The 17,139-nt window shown below is 55.7% G+C and carries 13 protein-coding genes and 1 tRNA gene; 11 read left to right on the top strand and 3 right to left on the bottom strand.

Translation table 11 applies throughout. The features are described from left to right. Positions 1-20: 20 nt before the first annotated feature. Entirely contained in the window at positions 21-671 is a 651-nt protein-coding gene (gene lipB / locus CMO10_RS01530; RefSeq protein ID WP_297018569.1) for a lipoyl(octanoyl) transferase LipB, read from the bottom strand. A gap of 117 nt (positions 672-788) precedes the next feature. On the opposite strand from lipB, the gene CMO10_RS01535 reads away from it, so the two are divergent. The 3 genes from CMO10_RS01535 to mgtE all read left to right on the top strand — a co-directional run bounded on the left by CMO10_RS01535 (position 789) and on the right by mgtE (position 5,090). Then, positions 789-875: transfer RNA gene (locus CMO10_RS01535), tRNA-Leu, on the top strand. 341 nt (positions 876-1,216) lie between these two features. Further along, positions 1,217-3,508: an NADP-dependent malic enzyme gene (locus CMO10_RS01540; protein ID WP_297018570.1), complete on the top strand. Its 2,292-nt coding sequence runs from the start codon at positions 1,217-1,219 to the stop codon at positions 3,506-3,508. Positions 3,509-3,686: 178 nt separating this feature from the next. After that, a complete protein-coding gene (mgtE, locus tag CMO10_RS01545; RefSeq protein WP_297018571.1) occupies positions 3,687-5,090 on the top strand; it encodes a magnesium transporter in 1,404 nt (467 codons plus the stop codon). 106 nt (positions 5,091-5,196) lie between these two features. Here mgtE and CMO10_RS01550 read toward each other — a convergent pair whose 3' ends face one another. After that, entirely contained in the window at positions 5,197-7,752 is a 2,556-nt protein-coding gene (locus CMO10_RS01550; protein ID WP_297018572.1) for a bifunctional diguanylate cyclase/phosphodiesterase, read from the bottom strand. 454 nt (positions 7,753-8,206) lie between these two features. Between CMO10_RS01550 and CMO10_RS01555 the strand changes: the two genes are divergently transcribed. Further along, positions 8,207-9,598: a class I SAM-dependent RNA methyltransferase gene (locus CMO10_RS01555; protein ID WP_297018573.1), complete on the top strand. Its 1,392-nt coding sequence runs from the start codon at positions 8,207-8,209 to the stop codon at positions 9,596-9,598. 179 nt (positions 9,599-9,777) lie between these two features. Then, complete coding sequence (locus CMO10_RS01560) at positions 9,778-10,836, top strand: coiled-coil domain-containing protein (RefSeq protein ID WP_297018574.1); 1,059 nt, start codon at positions 9,778-9,780, stop codon at positions 10,834-10,836. A gap of 42 nt (positions 10,837-10,878) precedes the next feature. Here CMO10_RS01560 and CMO10_RS01565 read toward each other — a convergent pair whose 3' ends face one another. Continuing rightward, positions 10,879-11,394, bottom strand: coding sequence for an SH3 domain-containing protein (locus tag CMO10_RS01565; protein ID WP_297018575.1), 516 nt, complete (start codon positions 11,392-11,394; stop codon positions 10,879-10,881). Between the two features lie 200 nt (positions 11,395-11,594). On the opposite strand from CMO10_RS01565, the gene CMO10_RS01570 reads away from it, so the two are divergent. The 6 genes from CMO10_RS01570 to CMO10_RS01595 all read left to right on the top strand — a co-directional run bounded on the left by CMO10_RS01570 (position 11,595) and on the right by CMO10_RS01595 (position 17,125). Continuing rightward, positions 11,595-12,581 (top strand): 2-hydroxyacid dehydrogenase, encoded by a 987-nt coding sequence (locus tag CMO10_RS01570; RefSeq protein ID WP_008890071.1) that lies wholly within the window; start codon positions 11,595-11,597, stop codon positions 12,579-12,581. 149 nt (positions 12,582-12,730) lie between these two features. Continuing rightward, positions 12,731-13,120: a hypothetical protein gene (locus CMO10_RS01575; RefSeq protein WP_297018576.1), complete on the top strand. Its 390-nt coding sequence runs from the start codon at positions 12,731-12,733 to the stop codon at positions 13,118-13,120. 152 nt (positions 13,121-13,272) lie between these two features. After that, a complete protein-coding gene (locus CMO10_RS01580; protein ID WP_297018577.1) occupies positions 13,273-13,959 on the top strand; it encodes a fumarylacetoacetate hydrolase family protein in 687 nt (228 codons plus the stop codon). A gap of 61 nt (positions 13,960-14,020) precedes the next feature. Beyond that, a complete protein-coding gene (gene xth / locus CMO10_RS01585; RefSeq protein WP_297018578.1) occupies positions 14,021-14,818 on the top strand; it encodes an exodeoxyribonuclease III in 798 nt (265 codons plus the stop codon). A gap of 193 nt (positions 14,819-15,011) precedes the next feature. Beyond that, positions 15,012-15,848, top strand: coding sequence for an AsmA family protein (locus CMO10_RS01590; RefSeq protein WP_297018579.1), 837 nt, complete (start codon positions 15,012-15,014; stop codon positions 15,846-15,848). 428 nt (positions 15,849-16,276) lie between these two features. Next, positions 16,277-17,125 carry an OmpA family protein gene (locus CMO10_RS01595; RefSeq protein ID WP_297018580.1) on the top strand — a complete coding sequence of 283 codons (849 nt, stop codon included), beginning with the start codon at positions 16,277-16,279 and terminating at the stop codon, positions 17,123-17,125. The last annotated feature ends 14 nt before the right edge of the window (positions 17,126-17,139 follow it).

Here is a 17,139-nt window from a genome sequence, read left to right on the forward strand (position 1 = left end):
CGGAACGCCCGGGACTGGTGTTACGGAAAGATTTCGCCAAAGGTCTGTTTTAACAGGCGATCCAGCTGGGCCATAGGAATATCGACGCCAAGATCGCGCAGGCTGGTGACACCATGCTCAGAAATGCCACAGGGCACGATCCCACCAAAATGTGACAGGTCCGGGGCGACATTGATTGCAATGCCGTGGAAGGTCACCCAGCGACGCACACGCACGCCAATGGCAGCGATCTTGTCTTCGCGCCCGTCATCGCGCACGACCCAGATGCCAACCCGGCCATCCCGGCGTTCGCCCTTGATGCCAAGAAGGGCCAGGGTGCGAATCACCCATTCTTCAAGGTTATGGACATAGGCACGCACGTCGCGACCGCGATTCTTGAGGTCGAGCATCAGATAAACAGTCCGCTGCCCCGGCCCGTGATAGGTATATTGCCCGCCACGGCCCGCGTCATAGACCGGGAAGCGATCCGGGTCGACAAGGTCTTCTGCATGCGCGCTGGTGCCCGCTGTGTAAAGCGGTGGATGTTCAAGAAACCAAACAAGTTCATGGGCTTCGCCGGCATGAATCGCTTCGGCGCGGGCTTCCATTTCAGCAAGGGCTTCGGGGTAGGAAACCAACTCCGGGGTGGTGCGCCACTCGGGGTTTTGCGCGGTTGGGGCGTTGCTTTGCATTTTTCCTGTCAAATAAGTGAAATGAGCCCTTGATCAGGGGATACCAATTTGCTATCTCCCTTTCCGCACCAAGGCAAGCCCACTTAAATACCTCAAGGGCTTTGCTGCAAAACATATGCGGTCGTGGCGGAATTGGTAGACGCGCAGCGTTGAGGTCGCTGTGGGCTAACCCCCGTGGAAGTTCGAGTCTTCTCGACCGCACCATTATCTGGCCTCCCGGCCAATCGGGAAGGTCACGAAAAGAGCCCGCCAGAAATGGCGGGTTTTTTCGTTTCTGGACCTTCCCCATATATCCCCTACAATGGTTTGCATCCGACACAGAATCGGTCGGCAGGTTGCATGACGCGCTTGCGGCATAACCGGTTGATTTATTGTGCGGTGCCGCGTTGAAAATTACGCAATGCAGCCCATTGGCAGAGAATGACACTGAGTGCTTCAATCGCGGGCCAAACTCATTTAGTCTACCGGTCCCGCTAGAGTGAATTATCAGGATTTAACCGATTAACGGTTAATTTATGTAAATACCTGAAATCAAAGGTATTATAATGGCAAATAGAAATGACAAGCTGCGCGAAGCAGCTTTGGACTATCACCGGTATCCCACCCCGGGGAAATTGTCCGTAACGGCAACGACCACCCTTGCCAACCAGCGTGACCTTGCCTTGGCTTATTCGCCGGGCGTTGCGTTTGCGTGCGAGGAAATCGTCAAAAACCCCGATACTGCTGCCGATTACACCGCGCGTGGTAATCTGGTTGGCGTGATTTCCAACGGTACGGCGGTTCTGGGCCTTGGCCCGATTGGCCCGCTGGCGTCCAAGCCGGTGATGGAAGGCAAGGCGGTTCTGTTCAAGAAGTTCGCCAATATCGACGTGTTCGATCTGGAAGTGAACGAAACCGATCCGGAAAAATTCATCGATATCGTGGCTGCGCTGGAGCCGACTTTCGGGGGTGTTAACCTCGAAGACATTAAGGCGCCGGAATGCTTCATCATCGAGAAGGCATTGCGCGAACGCTGCAACATTCCGATTTTCCACGATGACCAGCATGGTACGGCGATCTGTGTGGCCGCTGCGGTCCTGAATGGTCTGCGCGTTACCGGCAAGGATATCAACAAGGTCCGCCTTGTGACGTCGGGTGCCGGTGCAGCCGCACTGGCATGTCTGAACCTTCTGGTTTCCATGGGTTTGCCTAAGCACAACATTACGGTCACTGACCGGTTTGGTGTGGTCTATAAGGGCCGGGCCGAGGAAATGGATCCGTGGAAGGCCGAATACGCGATTGAAACCAACGCACGTACACTCAGCGACGTGATCGAGGGTGCTGATATCTTCCTGGGTCTGTCGGCCCCGAACGTCATGGGCGAGGAAGAGCTTCGCAAGATGGGCGAAGGCCCGATCATTATGGCGCTGGCCAACCCGACCCCCGAAGTTTCCCCGGAACTGGTCAAGGAAATCCGCCCGGATGCCGTGATGGCGACCGGTCGTACGGATTACCCGAACCAGGTGAACAACGTTCTTTGTTTCCCGTTCCTGTTCCGTGGTGCGCTTGATGTCGGCGCGACCGAGATCAACGAGGAAATGAAAATCGCCGCGGTCGAGGCGATTGCCGACCTTGCCAAGGCAGAAGTTTCCGACGTGGTGGCAACCGCCTATGGCGGGGAAGAGCTTAAATTCGGTCCGGAATATCTGATTCCCAAGCCGTTTGATCCGCGCCTGATGCTTGAAATCCCGCCGCGTGTTGCCAAGGCCGCGATGGATAGCGGTGTTGCCAAACGCCCGATTGAGGATTTTGACGAATACCGTCAGCAGCTGGAAGGCTTTGTCTTCCGCTCTGGCCTTGTCATGAAGCCAGTCTTTGACGTGGCGCGGTCGCACAAGAAACGCGTGGTCTATCCCGAAGGCGAATCGCGTCGTGTTCTGCAGGCCTGTCAGGTGCTTGTCGATGACGGCATTTGCCATCCGGTTCTGATTGGCCGTCGCGAGGTTATCCTTGAGCGGATTACCGAGCTTGGCCTGCGTCTTGTCCCGGATGAGCAGATCGAAATTCACGATCCCGATGACAATCCGCATTTCGAACAGGATTGGCAGGATTTCCACAACATCATGGGCCGTCGCGGGATCAACCCGGAATATGCCCGTGCGATTGTGCGTACCCGTCCGACCGTGATCGCGGCTCTTATGCTGCGTCGTGGAGAAGTCGACGCGATGTTGTGTGGCTGTCAGGGCGGTTTCCTGCGCCATCTGCGCTATGTCCGCAATCTTGTGGGCCTGCGCAAGGGTGTGACCGACTTCTCGACGGTCAACATGATGATCATGAAGCAGGGGACGTTCTTCCTGACCGATACCTATGTGTCGGTCGACCCGACCCCAGAGCATGTCGCAGAAACCGCCATCATGGCGGCAGACGTGGTCAAGCGTTTCGGTATTACGCCAAAGGCCGCTTTGATTTCGCATTCCAACTTTGGCAGCCACGAAAACAAATCGGCCTGCAAGATGCGTGATGCGCTTCAGCTGATCAGAACGCAGGCCCCGGATCTTGAGATCGAAGGTGAAATGCATGCGGATGCAGCCATTTCGCAACCGATCCGTGACCGGATCTTCCCGCATTCGATGCTGAGCGGTTCGGCCAACCTTCTGGTCATGCCGACCCTTGATGCGGCCAACATCTCCTATAACATGGTCAAGATGTTGGGTGACGGGCTTCCGGTGGGGCCGATTCTGGTTGGTGCGGCCAAGTCTGCCCACGTTGTCAGCCCGTCGATTACCGTGCGCGGTATTGTCAACATGACGGCGATTGCCGTCGTTGATGCCGTGACGCGCAATCAGGAAGGCCAGTAAAACATAACGCCATCCCTGTTCCATTTGTGGGGCAGGGATGGTGATTTGCCGTCGGGCCCTTGACCGGGGCAATGGGATGGCGCAGAAACAGCCGTGTCGGGCATTGGAACCAAGGGCCCGGCACGGCGTTTGATATTTTGCAGGAAACAGCGGCAGCGCATTAAGTAGGGAGGGGCAGATGACAGGTCAGGTTGAAGAACTCGACCGTCCGGCAGATACGTCTTCCGGCGATGAATATGTCGATCTTACTCCCGAATATGCCCGCGAAGTTTTCGATGCCCTTGGCGACGAGGATAGCAGCAAGGCAGCCGACCTTCTGGGCGAGCTGCACTTTGCCGATATCGCCGACCTTCTGGGTTGGGCGAGTTCCAACCAGCGTGAACAGCTTGTCGATCTGATCCGTCCGGATTTTGATCCGGAATTCCTTACCGAACTTGATGACGAACTTCGTGAAGAAGTCATCGGTCTTCTGGGCACCGACGTGGTGGCCGAGGCGATCACGGAACTTGATTCCGATGACGTTGTCGAGGTCATCGAGGATTTTGACGAAGAAGAACAACGCGAACTTCTTGGCGCGCTTTCGGACATCGAACGTGCCCGCGTTGAAGAGGCGCTTTCTTATCCGGAATATACCGCCGGTCGTATCATGCAGCGCGAGCTGGTGGCGATTCCGGATTACTGGTCAGTCGGGCAAACCATTGACTTCCTGCGTTCGGCCAAGAGCCTGCCGGAAGATTTTTATGACATCATTGTCGTTGATCCGCGCTATAGCCCGGTCGGGATTGTGCCGCTGTCGCGCGTGATCCGGACCAATCGCCCGGTGCTGATCCGCGATGTGATGGAATCGGACGAAATGCGCACGGTCGTGGTGACCGAGGAGCAGGAAAACGTCGCCCATCTGTTCCGTCAGCGTGACTTGATCTCCGCCCCGGTCGTTGATGATAGCGGACGGCTGGTCGGTGTGATCACGGTCGATGACGTCGTTGACGTTATTGACGAGGAATACGAAGAAGACATGATGCGCCTTGCCGGTGTCGGCGAGGAGGATGACCTTTCAAGTGCCATCCTTGCCACCACACGGTCACGCTTTACATGGCTTCTGGTTAATCTGGGTACGGCGATCATGGCATCGCTTGTGATCGGGCTTTTTGAAGGCACGATTGAAAAGCTGGTGGCACTTGCGGTTCTGATGCCAATCGTTGCCTCCATGGGCGGGAATGCCGGTACGCAGACCCTGACCGTTGCGGTGCGCGCGATTGCGACCCGTGAACTTTCCAGCACCAACGCATGGCGCGTTATCCGCAAGGAAGTCGCAGTTTGTGGCCTCAACGGGATTGCCTTTGCCATTCTATCAGGTGCAGTCACCTGGCTTTGGTTCGATGATGTGCTGCTCGGTGGGGTCATCGGGGTTGCGATGATCATTAACCTGCTGTTTGCCGGGTTGTTCGGGGCGCTGATCCCGCTTGGGCTGGAACGCGCCGGTATTGACCCGGCGGTCTCGTCATCGGTCTTCCTGACCACGATTACCGATGTGGTCGGCTTCTTTGCCTTCCTTGGATTGGCTGCGGCGTTCCTGCTTTAGCTTTGCCGTCTAGGCGATCAGTCGCCGTAATGAAAAACAAAACCCCGCAGCCAAGTTGGTGCGGGGTTCGGTGTTTTCAAAATGGCCGGTGATCGCCGTTGGCATGTTAGCCTGACTTCTTGTCATCCGCCGGGCCAGACGCCTTTTTCGGCGCTGGTTGGTTCGGCGTTTGATGGATCAGAAGTTCCTGCGTATCGGCGGCATCGCGCGGGGCTGACAGCAGGAAGCCCTGGATCTCATCGCATTCGGCGGCCTGAAGTGATGCCATCTGTTCTTCGGTTTCAACGCCGACGGCCACGACCTTGCGGTTGAGGCTTTTACACAGACGGATGGCCGGCTGAAGCACGCTGTTTTCCGGCTGTTCATCAAGTGCGACATTAAACAGCGACTTCGACAGTTTGATGCGTTGAACCGGGAAGCGTTTCAGATAACGAAGCGACGTGTTGCCCGCCGCAAAGTGATCAAGCGTCAGGCCAATACCGGCTTCGGAGAAGCGATAGAATTGACCAAGGGCACGTTCCGGATCGCGCATAGCGATTTCTTCGGAAACCTCGATCTCGATCATCGCCGGATCAATTTCATGTTCGGCGGTCAGATCGGTAATGTTCTTGATCAGATCGGCCTGAATGAACTGGCGGCTTGAAACGTTCAGCGCGATGGGAACCGGGACATAGCCCTGACGCCGCCAATCGGCAACCTGCTTACAAACGGTTTCAATGATCCAGTGACCCAGCGGAGACAGCAGACCGGTCCGGTCGGCAACCGCGATGAAATCAGGTGGCAGGCGACGCTTGCCGCTGTCATCTATCCAGCGCAGCAGCGCTTCGAACCCGGTCAGAGTGCGATCCGATGTGCGATAGCGCGGCTGATATTCCAGAACGAAGCGTTTCTCATCGACCGCACGCCGAAGCTGCGTTTCCATCGACAGGCGCGCATGCATGACGTTGTTCATCGTCTCGACAAAGAAGCAATAAGACGATTCTGCCGATTTCTGGGCGCGATACATCGCTGCATCCGCATTGGCCATCAATTGCGATGGGGCGCGCGCATCATTGGGATAAAGCGCAACACCGACACTGACATGCAGACGGATTTCATCGCCCGTGGTGGTCAGGATTGGTTGCGACATGGCCTCGACCACGCGTTCTGCAACCAATGCGGCACCTTCTGCTTCCGACAGGTCGGTTGCGATGATGGCAAACATATCGCCCGAGAACCGCGCACAGGTGTCTTTTTCACGCACGGTGGCGCGCAGACGACCGGAAATGGTGCGCAGCGTTTCATCGCCGACATCGGCCCCAAACCGGTCATTGATCGCCCGGAAGTTATCGATATCGACGACAAGAACCGACAGCAGCTTTTCATAGCGTTTGGCATGCGCCACTGCCTGATTAAGGCGATCCTCAAACAGGGCATGGTTCGGAAGACCCGTCAGCGGATCATGAGTCGCCAGATAGCGCAGCCGGTTGGCCGATGCATTGGCCGCCGGGTTGTGGTGCAGGGTAATGTCGACGCAATCGGGATGGGTTGCGGACGGCTTCATTGCCAGATTGCAGACAACATGAACGCCTTCGGCACTGCGGACAATCCACTCGCGCCGGAGTTCATCATCACCGCGGGTGATCGCAAGCAGCATCTTTTCCTGCGATCGGCGTGATGCGGTGCCATCGGACTGGAATTCCGGTGCCAGGTTATAGAACCGGATAAAGCCGTAATCCTCTTCACGCAGGTCAAAGAATTCAGCGGTTTCCGGTGACATCGATTTCAGATGACCGTCAAGCTTGGTGATCGAAAGCGACAGGTCATTGATGTCATCGCCAGCATTGATGTGATGAACCGTGCGGCGCAGAGCGGCCTTTTGCCGGTTGGTCAGCAAGAAGACGATGGTGGTGAACAGAACCGTTGTCAGCGCACCGAACATCACGATCAGTTCGGGGTTTACTGTGCTTTGCGCCAGTTTGGGATCTGCAATAACGTCCACCTGCCATTGGCGACCGACCACATCAAACGGCACGGTGTGCTGCAGGGTTTCGTCATCCCCCTCGCCACGGATTTCAAATAGCACCGTGTCGCCTTCGCGTACACGGACGGTGTAATCTTCGACCTGTTCGGTATTGATGACGGACGCCAGCATGGAGCGAATTCGAAACGCCCCGTTGATGATGCCAATGATCTCGCCATCACGGCCCAAAACCGGGCTGTAGGCGGCAAAACCACGCCCGCCCTGCATCAGCTCAAGGGTCGGGGTGATTTGGGTGCGGCGTTGATCAAGCGCAATATCCAAAACCGGACCGGCCAGCGGATGACGTTTAAGATCTGCCCCCATGGCCGGGACGTTGCCCTTGATCGGGGCAACATAAAGAATGATGTAGTTTGGCGTGATCCAGTTGATCGCCTGCAGGGCGGGGAACCGGCTTTGCAGCGGGGTCGCAACTGAAAGATACTCGCGCTCGTCCTCAGGCGGGCCGCCCTGCCAGTTGTCGGCAAAGCTTTCAAGAACAGCGAGGTTGTTGTTCACAATGCCTTTGACCTGCTGGGCGACGGCGTTAGCCGTGATCTGTCCGGCAGATTGCAAAATGGCCCGGCGGTTGTTTTCAACCGTTTGCCAGATCAGGAAAGTGGCTGTGACAAAGAAAGCCGCCGTCAGAAAACCCGCCGCCAAAGCCCGCTTTTTCAGGCGCGACGTTTGCTTGTTTGCGTTTTCCTCAGCCTGCTTTGTTTCTTCTTCTATGTCTCCCCCAACATAGTGACACGTCCTGATCCTCCCCGATCAGGCGGCGTGCCGATATCTGGCAATACCAGTTTCCATCAATGTTTTTCTGTCATTGATAGATGAAAAAAGGCGCTGTCATTCTGATTGATCAAAATCGCTACCATTCTTTTATGGTGTTATTCTTACACGACTTTAAGGGGTTGGTCGCCTTCATTTACGCATTAATTTTCCCGCGTGATGACCAAAAAGCATTCCGTGACAGTGTTTTGAGGCAGGTTTGGCGATAATAAATCCGCTTAGCCCCTGTTCTGAAAACGTGAAGTGGTGTATCTCAGGCGGAAATCCGACACCCCGCAGACATCGTCGGTTTTCGTGTGACAAAGATCACCCCCAGAGAGAGTTCATGAAACACCATCACCGCAATCCCCGCGCCCGTGGGGGACGCAAACGTCAACCATCCCGTCGTGATCCGCTGATCGGGTTTGAAGCAGACGTAACCATCGAACAGATCGGTGCGCGCGGCGATGGTATTGCCCATGTCACCGCGCCTGATGGTAAGTCGGTGCTGATCTATGTTGATTGCGTCCTGCCCGGTGACGAAGTGCGGGTGGCACTTCGCCAAAAGCGCGGCGACGGTTATGGGGCAGAGGTCGTTTCGGAAATTGCGCGCGCCGATGGCTACAGCGCCCCGCGCTGCGCGCATTTCAAGGAATGCGGTGGCTGTGCGCTTCAACACATGAATGACGATGATTACAGCACCTGGAAACGTGACAAGGCGATGGTCGCCCTTCAGCGTGCTGGCCTTGACCCCGAAGATGCCGACGATCTGGTCGTGGACGTTGAAATCTCGCCACCAGCCAGTCGGCGGCGGGCCGGGTTTTCGGTGCATGTCGGGGCGACCGGCGTTTTCGTCGGCTTCCATGGGCGGTTCAGTCACACGGTTCTCAATGTGCCCGATTGTGCGGTTTTGCGGCCGGAACTGATGGCGTTTCGCGAAGCATTTGTGATGTTTCTGGAAGCCTGCCCGCCCGAGCATGCGCGCGATATCAAGGAAGTCTTTGTTACCCTGAGCGATACCGGTCTGGATGTACTGGTCCACGCCAGCAACGACCCGGATCTTGATATGCGACAGGATCTGGCGGAGTTCGCCGATCACCAGAATATCGCCCGGCTAAGCTGGAAGAGTGGCGATCGCGCTGATGAGCCGGTTGCGGCCCGCCATACCCCGTTGGTCCGGTTTGAAGGGATCGATGTGCCGATTGCACCGGGTGGCTTCTTGCAGGCAACCCGTGAAGGCGAACAGGCACTGGTTCGTGCCATCACCTCGGCCGTTTCTGATATTGCGCCCAAAAACGTTGCTGATCTTTTCTGTGGTGTCGGCAGTTTTACATTTTCGCTGGCCCTGTCGGGCAAACGCCGTTCGGTTACGGCGGTTGAAAGCGATCCGCGCGCGGTTGAGTTGCTGCAATATGCGGTGGGGCAGTCGGGCAGCCCGATCAAGGTCGTGCGTCGCGATCTGTTTCGACAGCCCCTAAGTGGGGATGAACTGCGCGGATTTGATCTGGTTGTGTTTGATCCGCCGCGTGCCGGTGCCCTTGCCCAATGCGAGGCGCTGGCTGTTGATGGACCGGAGTGGGTTCTGGCGGTGTCTTGCAATCCGGCGACCTTTAGCCGCGATATGCGTGTTTTGCGCAATGCCGGTTACGAGATTGAAAAAGTCGTGCCGGTCGATCAGTTCCTGTGGTCATCGCATCTGGAATTGTTTGCGGTCTTGCGCCGTACTTCCAATGGCTAAGACCTGGTTCGCGCACAGGTTCGCTTTGGGGCTTAATTTTTCTTCACTGATATACTATACTAGTAGCTGGTATTTCCGCCGGACACCAGGATGGTCAGGTGGGCAATGGGTCGAAGACAATCGATCCGTTGTCCGTGCAGCACGTAGTTGCCTTGCCGGCTTGTTTGAGCGGAAAAGCAATGGAACCACTGGCCAGTCAGCTGCCGATCTATACCAACACTGCGCGTGCAATCGCACCGCAGAACCGGTTGATTGCGTCTGAAAGCAGCCAGTTTTCTTCTGACAGCCAGAGCTCAAACCGCAATTCCGACTCGGTTCGCAATGCCGGTTACACCAGCGCACAATTAAATGGCTCGCTTGGCAATGCGGGTGCACTTCTTGATCAGGCATCAATGGATCTTTCGCGGATCGGCAGTGCCTTGGACGAGATTGATGCGCTGGTCACGATTGCCGAAGAAAATACAGATCTATCGACGCAGCAGCGCGCACAGCTGAATGCGCAGATCGAAGATTACCTGACCCAGATCGACGATATTGCCGCCAATAGCAATTTTGAGGGCCGCGACCTTCTTGCGTCTGATCAATCGATCACGTTGCAGGTGGGTACCGGCACATCATCGGACAATCGTATTGATGTTGATCTGTCGGCATCGAGTGCCGAGGATCTGGCGACCGGTCTTTCAAGCATCGATGTTTCCGACAGTGCGGGTGTTACGAATGCGCGCACGCTGGTGGATGAAGCGCAACAAGCGCTGCGTGATCGCGAAATCTCGCTGGCGGCTGATCAGGGCAGCCTTGGCACCGCACAGGACCAGAACCGGATTTCGCAGGTCGCAGGTGAAAACATTCTGCAGGCCCAGCTTGCCGCATCGGAAACATCCGGTCGAGAAGACGCGCAGGCACGTATTTCGGAAAATCTTCAGGCTTATCTTGGCGACGTTTCGTCCCAGCTTGCCAGCCAGACAGTCGCCGTTGGTGGCATTACCCTGCCTGAACCGCGTCCGGACCCTGTTCCGGAACAGGAAGAAAATCCGTTCCTTGATCCGACAGCCGAAGAAGATGGCACCAACCCGGGTCAGGACTTCCTTGGCCAGTCGATTCCGGGCAGCGGGGCAACACAGCCGTTCGCAACGCCAGCCTTTGGCGGCTATGACAGCGGCGGCAATGGCACATTTGGCAGCAGCGGTGGCACAGGTGTTGCGGATCGCCCGACCAACCGGGTTTCTGTCGAAGCCTGATTCCTGCTTTAGGCTGATTTAGCGCGGCAAACCCGAAGGATCTTATCCTTCGATATTCTCGCCGTCATAGATGCCCCAGAAGCCATGCCGGGGGGCCCAGCCTTCGAAATCACCAAAACGCAACTGACACCAGTCAACCGTCGTCGGGCAATCTTCGATGCGGCCGATCACGCTTGCCGAAACCAGCGCAATCTTGCGGGCGTTTTTGTCGGCTGCTGAATACAGCGTGATGTTTTCATCGGTAACGATGACATGGCGCGACCCGATCAGAAGGCTTTGATGCACCCAGCCTTCGCTGCCTTCCCAGTCGCGCACCTTGCGCCAGGTATCGAATTCCGACACCACTTCCATCGGCATGTTGCGGCGATGATAGATCCAGACTTTCGGGTATCGAAGGCCGGGACCTGAGCGCAGGAACACCTTGTCAGAACGCAGTGCGACAAATCGCGGGATCGGCAGGCCCGATTCCTGTGCGCTGGCCACGATCGGTGTGGTCACGCTCGTCAGAATCGCCAAGGCCATGAAGCGATACAGAAATTTGCGCAAATTCTGCGGCATCTTGTTGGTATTCCCTCGTTTATTCTCTTTGCGCGGCTTTTGTAAAGATTCGCGATTGCGAAATAAAATTACAAAAATTGCGTCAAAATCCTTGCTTTTGTACCTTGCGGCGTGGCATCACTGCAGTGCGGCAGGGCACCAAAGTGCAACATGCCTTATTTTGTCTGAAAAAGAGTTAAAAGACCGCATAGGATCGGCACATGACCAAGAAAAAACCGCTTGTCGTCGTGACCCGGAAGCTGCCGGAAGCGATTGAAACCCGCATGATGGAACTGTTTGACGCACGTCTGAACATTGACGATGCGCCGATGAGCAAGCAGGAACTGATTGATGCGGTCAAGGAAGCCGATGTGCTGGTGCCGACCGTGACCGACAAGATCGACGCAGCGGTTCTGGCGCATGCTGGTCCGAACCTGCGTCTGATTGCCAATTTCGGCACCGGTGTTGACCATGTCGATCTGCAGACCGCACGATCGCGCGGCATTACCGTCACCAACACGCCAGATGTCCTGACCGAAGACACCGCCGATATGACCATGGCACTTATCCTGTCGGTATCGCGCCGCCTTGCAGAGGGCGAGCGCCTTATTCGCAAGGGCGAATGGGCTGGTTGGGGGCCGACGCTGATGCTGGGTCATCGTATCTGGGGCAAGCGTCTTGGCATTGTTGGCATGGGCCGTATTGGCCGGGCACTTGCGCGCCGGGCAAAGGGCTTTGGCCTGTCGGTGCATTACCATAACCGCCGTCGTGTGCACCCGGATATTGAAGAAGAACTTGATGCGACCTATTGGGAAAGCCTGGATCAGATGCTGGCCCATGTCGATGTCATTTCGGTCAACTGCCCGCATACGCCGGCGACCTATCATCTGCTGTCTGCGCGTCGTCTGAAACTGATGCAGCCGCATGCCATTCTGGTCAACACCGCACGAGGCGAGATTGTTGACGAACCGGCCCTGACCCGGATGCTGGCCGATGGCGAAATTGCAGGTGCCGGTCTTGATGTGTTTGAACACGAACCGGCGGTGAACCCGAAGCTGCTTGAACTGCAAAATGCCGTTCTGTTGCCGCATATGGGATCGGCCACCATCGAGGGGCGCGTTGATATGGGCGAGAAGGTCCTGATCAACATCAAGACATTTGTCGATGGTCATACCCCGCCAGACCGGGTGATCGAAGGATTGCTGTAATCCTCAATTCATAACGATTTCAAAGGGGTGATACGAGTTGTATCACCCTTTTTGTTTGCACTCCCCATTTGTGGATATCGAAGTTCACCCGATATCGGCATTTTCCCCGGCGTTCACACCGAGCGATTTCAATTTCGGGAAATGCACACATGGTAACCCTGTCAAATACGATTGCTGCTGATCACGTTCTGGCGACCCCGGCCAATGACGATGTTGCATCCTGTCTTGCGACCCGCGAAGTCGCGCTGCAGGGCCCATGCGTGGTATCAGGCGTTCAAAGCCGCCATGCCGAGGAAATCGTCTTTGTGCGTTCCGGAAATGTCGAGATTTCTGATGGCGACGGCAATGTGTTTGAAGGCCATGACAGCTGCATTTCGATCCTTCAGGGGCAGCGATATCATCTGCATGTCAATGCGGGGGAAACAGCACGGCTTTTGATCCTGTCTGTGCCGCCGCTTCATGATCCGGAAAAGTTTTCTGTTCTTCAGGCCGCCAAGACCAAAGTCCGCGACATGATCTTGGGTGAGAACTGGTGCTGATCGGATCGGATGACAGGCTTCGTGCAAAGCCATAATTGGCCCTCCTGACAATTCCTGACAGCAGAAGCGGTTCAACGCGTTTTGGTCGTTTCTTTCTGACCCGTGCTTGTTTATGACTGTGGGACAGTTTGAATAAACAACATGGGGTCATCATGAGTTTGATCTTTGAAGCGCCCGCACCGACGACCATTCCGGTTCAGGGCACGAACGACGTTTTCCCGGTAAATCGCATTTTCTGCATCGGTAAGAACTACGCCGAACATGTCCGCGAAATGGGATCGGATCCCTCTGACACCCCGCCTTGTGTATTTATGAAGCCGACCGACTGCCTGGTTGTTGGCAATGGCGATCTGCCATATCCGTCGGGCACCGAAGATTTGCACTATGAAGGTGAACTGGTCGCAGCCCTGTCCAAGGGGGGCAAGGATCTTGATCGTGCTGCCGTCGAAGACGCCATTTTCGGCTATGCCGCCGGTCTTGATATGACGCGCCGTGATGTGCAGGCGGGCCTTAAGGAACGTCGCCTGCCATGGGATATGGCGAAGTCCTTTGACGGTTGTGCGGCCATTTCCGCGATCCAGCCCAAGACCGATGCCGGCAACCCGCATGCGACCAATCTGAAATTGTCGGTTAATGGCGATGTGCGTCAGAACGATACCACGGCGAAGATGATCTGGCCGGTAGTTGATGCGCTGATGCATCTCTCGACCCTGATTGAACTGAAACCGGGCGATCTTCTGTTTACCGGAACGCCCGAAGGCGTTGGTCAGGTCGTGCGCGGTGATCGGATGGATCTTGTGATTGCAGATGTTGCGGAACTGTCCGTCACCCTGAAATAGGAACTTTCAGGGGATTGCGGGTCAGGAGCCCCACCTGAAAAGAATGAAAACGGAGTCCGTTTTGAAAATCGTAAGCTGGAATATCAATTCCGTTCGACTGCGCATTGAACAGGTCATCAAGTTCCTTGAAGACCAACAGCCTGATGCGCTGTGCTTGCAGGAACTGAAATGCCCGGATGAACATTTCCCCCACGATGCCTTTGAGGCGGCGGGCTATGTTCATCGCCATAACCATGGCATGAAAAGCTATAACGGGGTGGCGATCATTTCGCGGCTGCCGTTTGTCGAGACCGACATCAAGCATTTCTGCGGCAAGGAAGATCGTCGTCACTGCATGGCGAAGTTCGAAAACGGTGTCGAGCTTCATAACTTCTATATCCCGGCGGGTGGTGACGAACCCGACCCGGCGATCAATGAAAAGTTCGCCCACAAGCTGTCCTTCATCGATGAAATGACCAGCTGGTGGAGCGACCGTCGCGCCGCCGATCCGGATCGCAAGGCAGTTTTGGTCGGGGATTTCAACATCGCGCCGTCGGAAAACGATGTCTGGTCTCATAAGCAGCTTCTGAAAGTGGTCAGCCACACACCGGTCGAGGTCGAAATTCTTGAGAAATTCCGCCAGTCCGGCGATTTCATCGATGCCGTGCGCGAAGTTGTGCCCGAACCCGAAAAGCTGTTTAGCTGGTGGAGCTATCGCGCACGCGACTGGCGCGCGAGCAACAAGGGCCGGCGTCTTGATCACGTCTGGATGACGCCGAACATGGCTGGAACGGTCCGCACCGCATCGGTTTATGATCTTGCCCGTGACTGGGAAAAGCCATCCGATCATGCACCCGTTGTGGTCGAGTTCAATCTTTGAACCATCGATAATCGAAGACATCAAAACAGCGGATCAGGGAAACCTAATCCGCTGTTTTGTCATGTGAAATAACTTGATTGTCAGCCCGATCAGCGCAACTCTTCTGGTTGAACGAAACCGGATGCGTGCCCATTTGCCTTTCAAGGGATAAAATTCACGCAGTTTCGGTGGCTCATTACGCAGGATACGGGCAATGAAAAAGATACTGATTGGTCTGGCCGCGATCATCGTTTTGGTCGTTGGCGGGCTTGTATATGTTTACGTCAATCTTGATGACATCGTGAAATCCACCATCGAAGAGGCCGGCACGCGTGTGACCCTGGCCGATGTCACGGTTGACGGGGTATCGATTGAAACAACGCAAAACACCGCCGCGATCAACGGGCTGGTGGTCGGCAACCCGGACGGGTTCAATACCGATTATGCGTTCTCGCTCGGCAATATTTCGGTGCGCCTTGATGGTTCGACCCTGACCAGCGATACCATCCGGATCATCGAAGTCGTGGTGGATTCACCAAGCGTAATCTACGAGCTGGGCAATGGCAGTTCAAACATCGCCACCATCCAGCGCAATGTTGAGGCCTTCGTCCAGCGCGTTTCGGGCCCGACCGGTGCCGGTGGTGCGGACAGCGAAGCATCCGGCGATGCCGCCGATGAAGGCGGAACCAAGATCATTATTGATAATGTCTATGTCCGTAATGGTGATGTCGGCGTTTCAGCAGGCTTCCTGCAGGGCAAGAGGCTTTCGACCAACCTGCCTGAAATTCACCTGACCGATGTTGGCAAGGAAGATGGTGGTGCGACCCCGGCCGAGGTGGCTGGTGAAATCCTGACAGCGATCAACACCTCTGTCTTCAAGGCGGTCTCAAGCCTGAATGTTGATGGCCTGCTGCAGGGTGTTGGTGACCTTGGCAAGGGTGTCGTCGGTGCCGTTGGCGGTGCTGCCAGTGGCGGTGGTACCAAGCTTAAGGAAGGGGCCGACGCACTTGGTGGCGCGGTCAAGGGCCTGTTTGGTGGTTCTTCGGACTAGGCCATCATCAGATGGCAATGGCCTGAACTGATCTTTGGCCCGACGGATTGACCATGATCCGTCGGGTCTTTGTGTTTGTAGGGCAGACCCACAAGATTTTGCTGTTGTTGATGCAGCGGGATGTTAGCGGATTATGAATTTTCTCTATCCCACTGCTTTTTTTCATGAATTTGACTTCTATATATTTCTGGATAGGGATAAGTATATCCACAATCTGTGTTGTCTTGGGGGGCTCGTCCAAGGACTTGGGACGGGTCAAAATTCGGGGTCAGGTCTTCTGATCTGATTGATGACAAGAGTGACATGGAAAAGACGGGCCAAAAGGCCTGCCATTTTGGCCAGACAAGACATTGGGAACAAATGTCGGCATGGCCAAAACACAATGGGATTGGGATCCCGACAGTCGGTCAGACCAAGGAGTAAAACCGATGAAAGCTAAACTGCTTGCCGTTGTATCCGCCGCTGCATTCTTAAGCGCGTGCGCAAACATGAACATCCCCGGAGTACGCGAGATGGCCGACGAAGGGTCGGCTTTTGACGCGGCTCTTCACCAGAATTATGCCGACCTTGCCCAGGCAGAATATGACGAAGCGGATTGGTCGGATGCGCGTTATTTCACCAACCGTTCCAAGACGGCAGCCATGGGCATGGATGCCGGCCCGCAGGCTATTGCCGAGCGTAACCTTCCTGAAGGTTCGGTGGCCGAAGTCGAAGTTGCACGCGCTGATTTGATGTCGGCCCTTGACGCCGGTGGTCGTGAAAAGGCGGCAAGTGCTGCTGCCCGTGCGCAGACCGGTTTTGATTGCTGGTTGCAGGAACTCGAAGAAAACATCCAGCAGGAAGACATCGATAACTGCCGTTCGGCGTTCTATCAGGCACTGGCGATCGTACAGGCCGAACTCGACACCGGTCCGGCCCCGATGGCAGCAATGCCGATGCCGGTTCCGATGAATGTCTATTTCGGTTTCGACAGTGCCGCAATTGATGGCAAGGCGATGTCGGTTGTTGATGGTATCGTTGAGGCCTATGGCCGCTACGAGCCGAAAATGATCAGCCTTGTTGCCTATGCTGACCGTGCCGGTGATGCGATGTATAATGACATCCTTGCCAAGTCGCGTGTTGATGCGGTCGTCAAGGCACTGCGTGATGGCGGTGTTCCGGCAAGCAAACTTGCAATCAGCATCAGCGGCGAAGCCAATGTACCGGTTTCAACCGCAGACGGTGTGCCGGAACAGGGCAACCGCGTTGTGACGGTCACTTTCGAAGACGGCATGTAAGCACGTCGAACCAA

It is taken from the genome of Thalassospira sp., from assembly GCF_002709775.1.
Classification (GTDB): domain Bacteria; phylum Pseudomonadota; class Alphaproteobacteria; order Rhodospirillales; family Thalassospiraceae; genus Thalassospira.

What these genes read in the sequence shown, in the direction of transcription:
- CMO10_RS01590 (WP_297018579.1), top strand. Translation starts at nt 15,012, where the DNA reads ATGAAAAAGATACTGATTGGTCTGGCCGCGATCATCGTTTTGGTCGTT.
- CMO10_RS01575 (WP_297018576.1), top strand. Translation starts at nt 12,731, where the DNA reads ATGGTAACCCTGTCAAATACGATTGCTGCTGATCACGTTCTGGCGACC.
- CMO10_RS01555 (WP_297018573.1), top strand. Translation starts at nt 8,207, where the DNA reads ATGAAACACCATCACCGCAATCCCCGCGCCCGTGGGGGACGCAAACGT.
- CMO10_RS01540 (WP_297018570.1), top strand. Translation starts at nt 1,217, where the DNA reads ATGGCAAATAGAAATGACAAGCTGCGCGAAGCAGCTTTGGACTATCAC.
- CMO10_RS01595 (WP_297018580.1), top strand. Translation starts at nt 16,277, where the DNA reads ATGAAAGCTAAACTGCTTGCCGTTGTATCCGCCGCTGCATTCTTAAGC.
- mgtE (WP_297018571.1), top strand. Translation starts at nt 3,687, where the DNA reads ATGACAGGTCAGGTTGAAGAACTCGACCGTCCGGCAGATACGTCTTCC.
- CMO10_RS01570 (WP_008890071.1), top strand. Translation starts at nt 11,595, where the DNA reads ATGACCAAGAAAAAACCGCTTGTCGTCGTGACCCGGAAGCTGCCGGAA.
- CMO10_RS01565 (WP_297018575.1), bottom strand. Translation starts at nt 11,394, where the DNA reads ATGCCGCAGAATTTGCGCAAATTTCTGTATCGCTTCATGGCCTTGGCG.
- CMO10_RS01560 (WP_297018574.1), top strand. Translation starts at nt 9,778, where the DNA reads ATGGAACCACTGGCCAGTCAGCTGCCGATCTATACCAACACTGCGCGT.
- lipB (WP_297018569.1), bottom strand. Translation starts at nt 671, where the DNA reads ATGCAAAGCAACGCCCCAACCGCGCAAAACCCCGAGTGGCGCACCACC.
- CMO10_RS01580 (WP_297018577.1), top strand. Translation starts at nt 13,273, where the DNA reads ATGAGTTTGATCTTTGAAGCGCCCGCACCGACGACCATTCCGGTTCAG.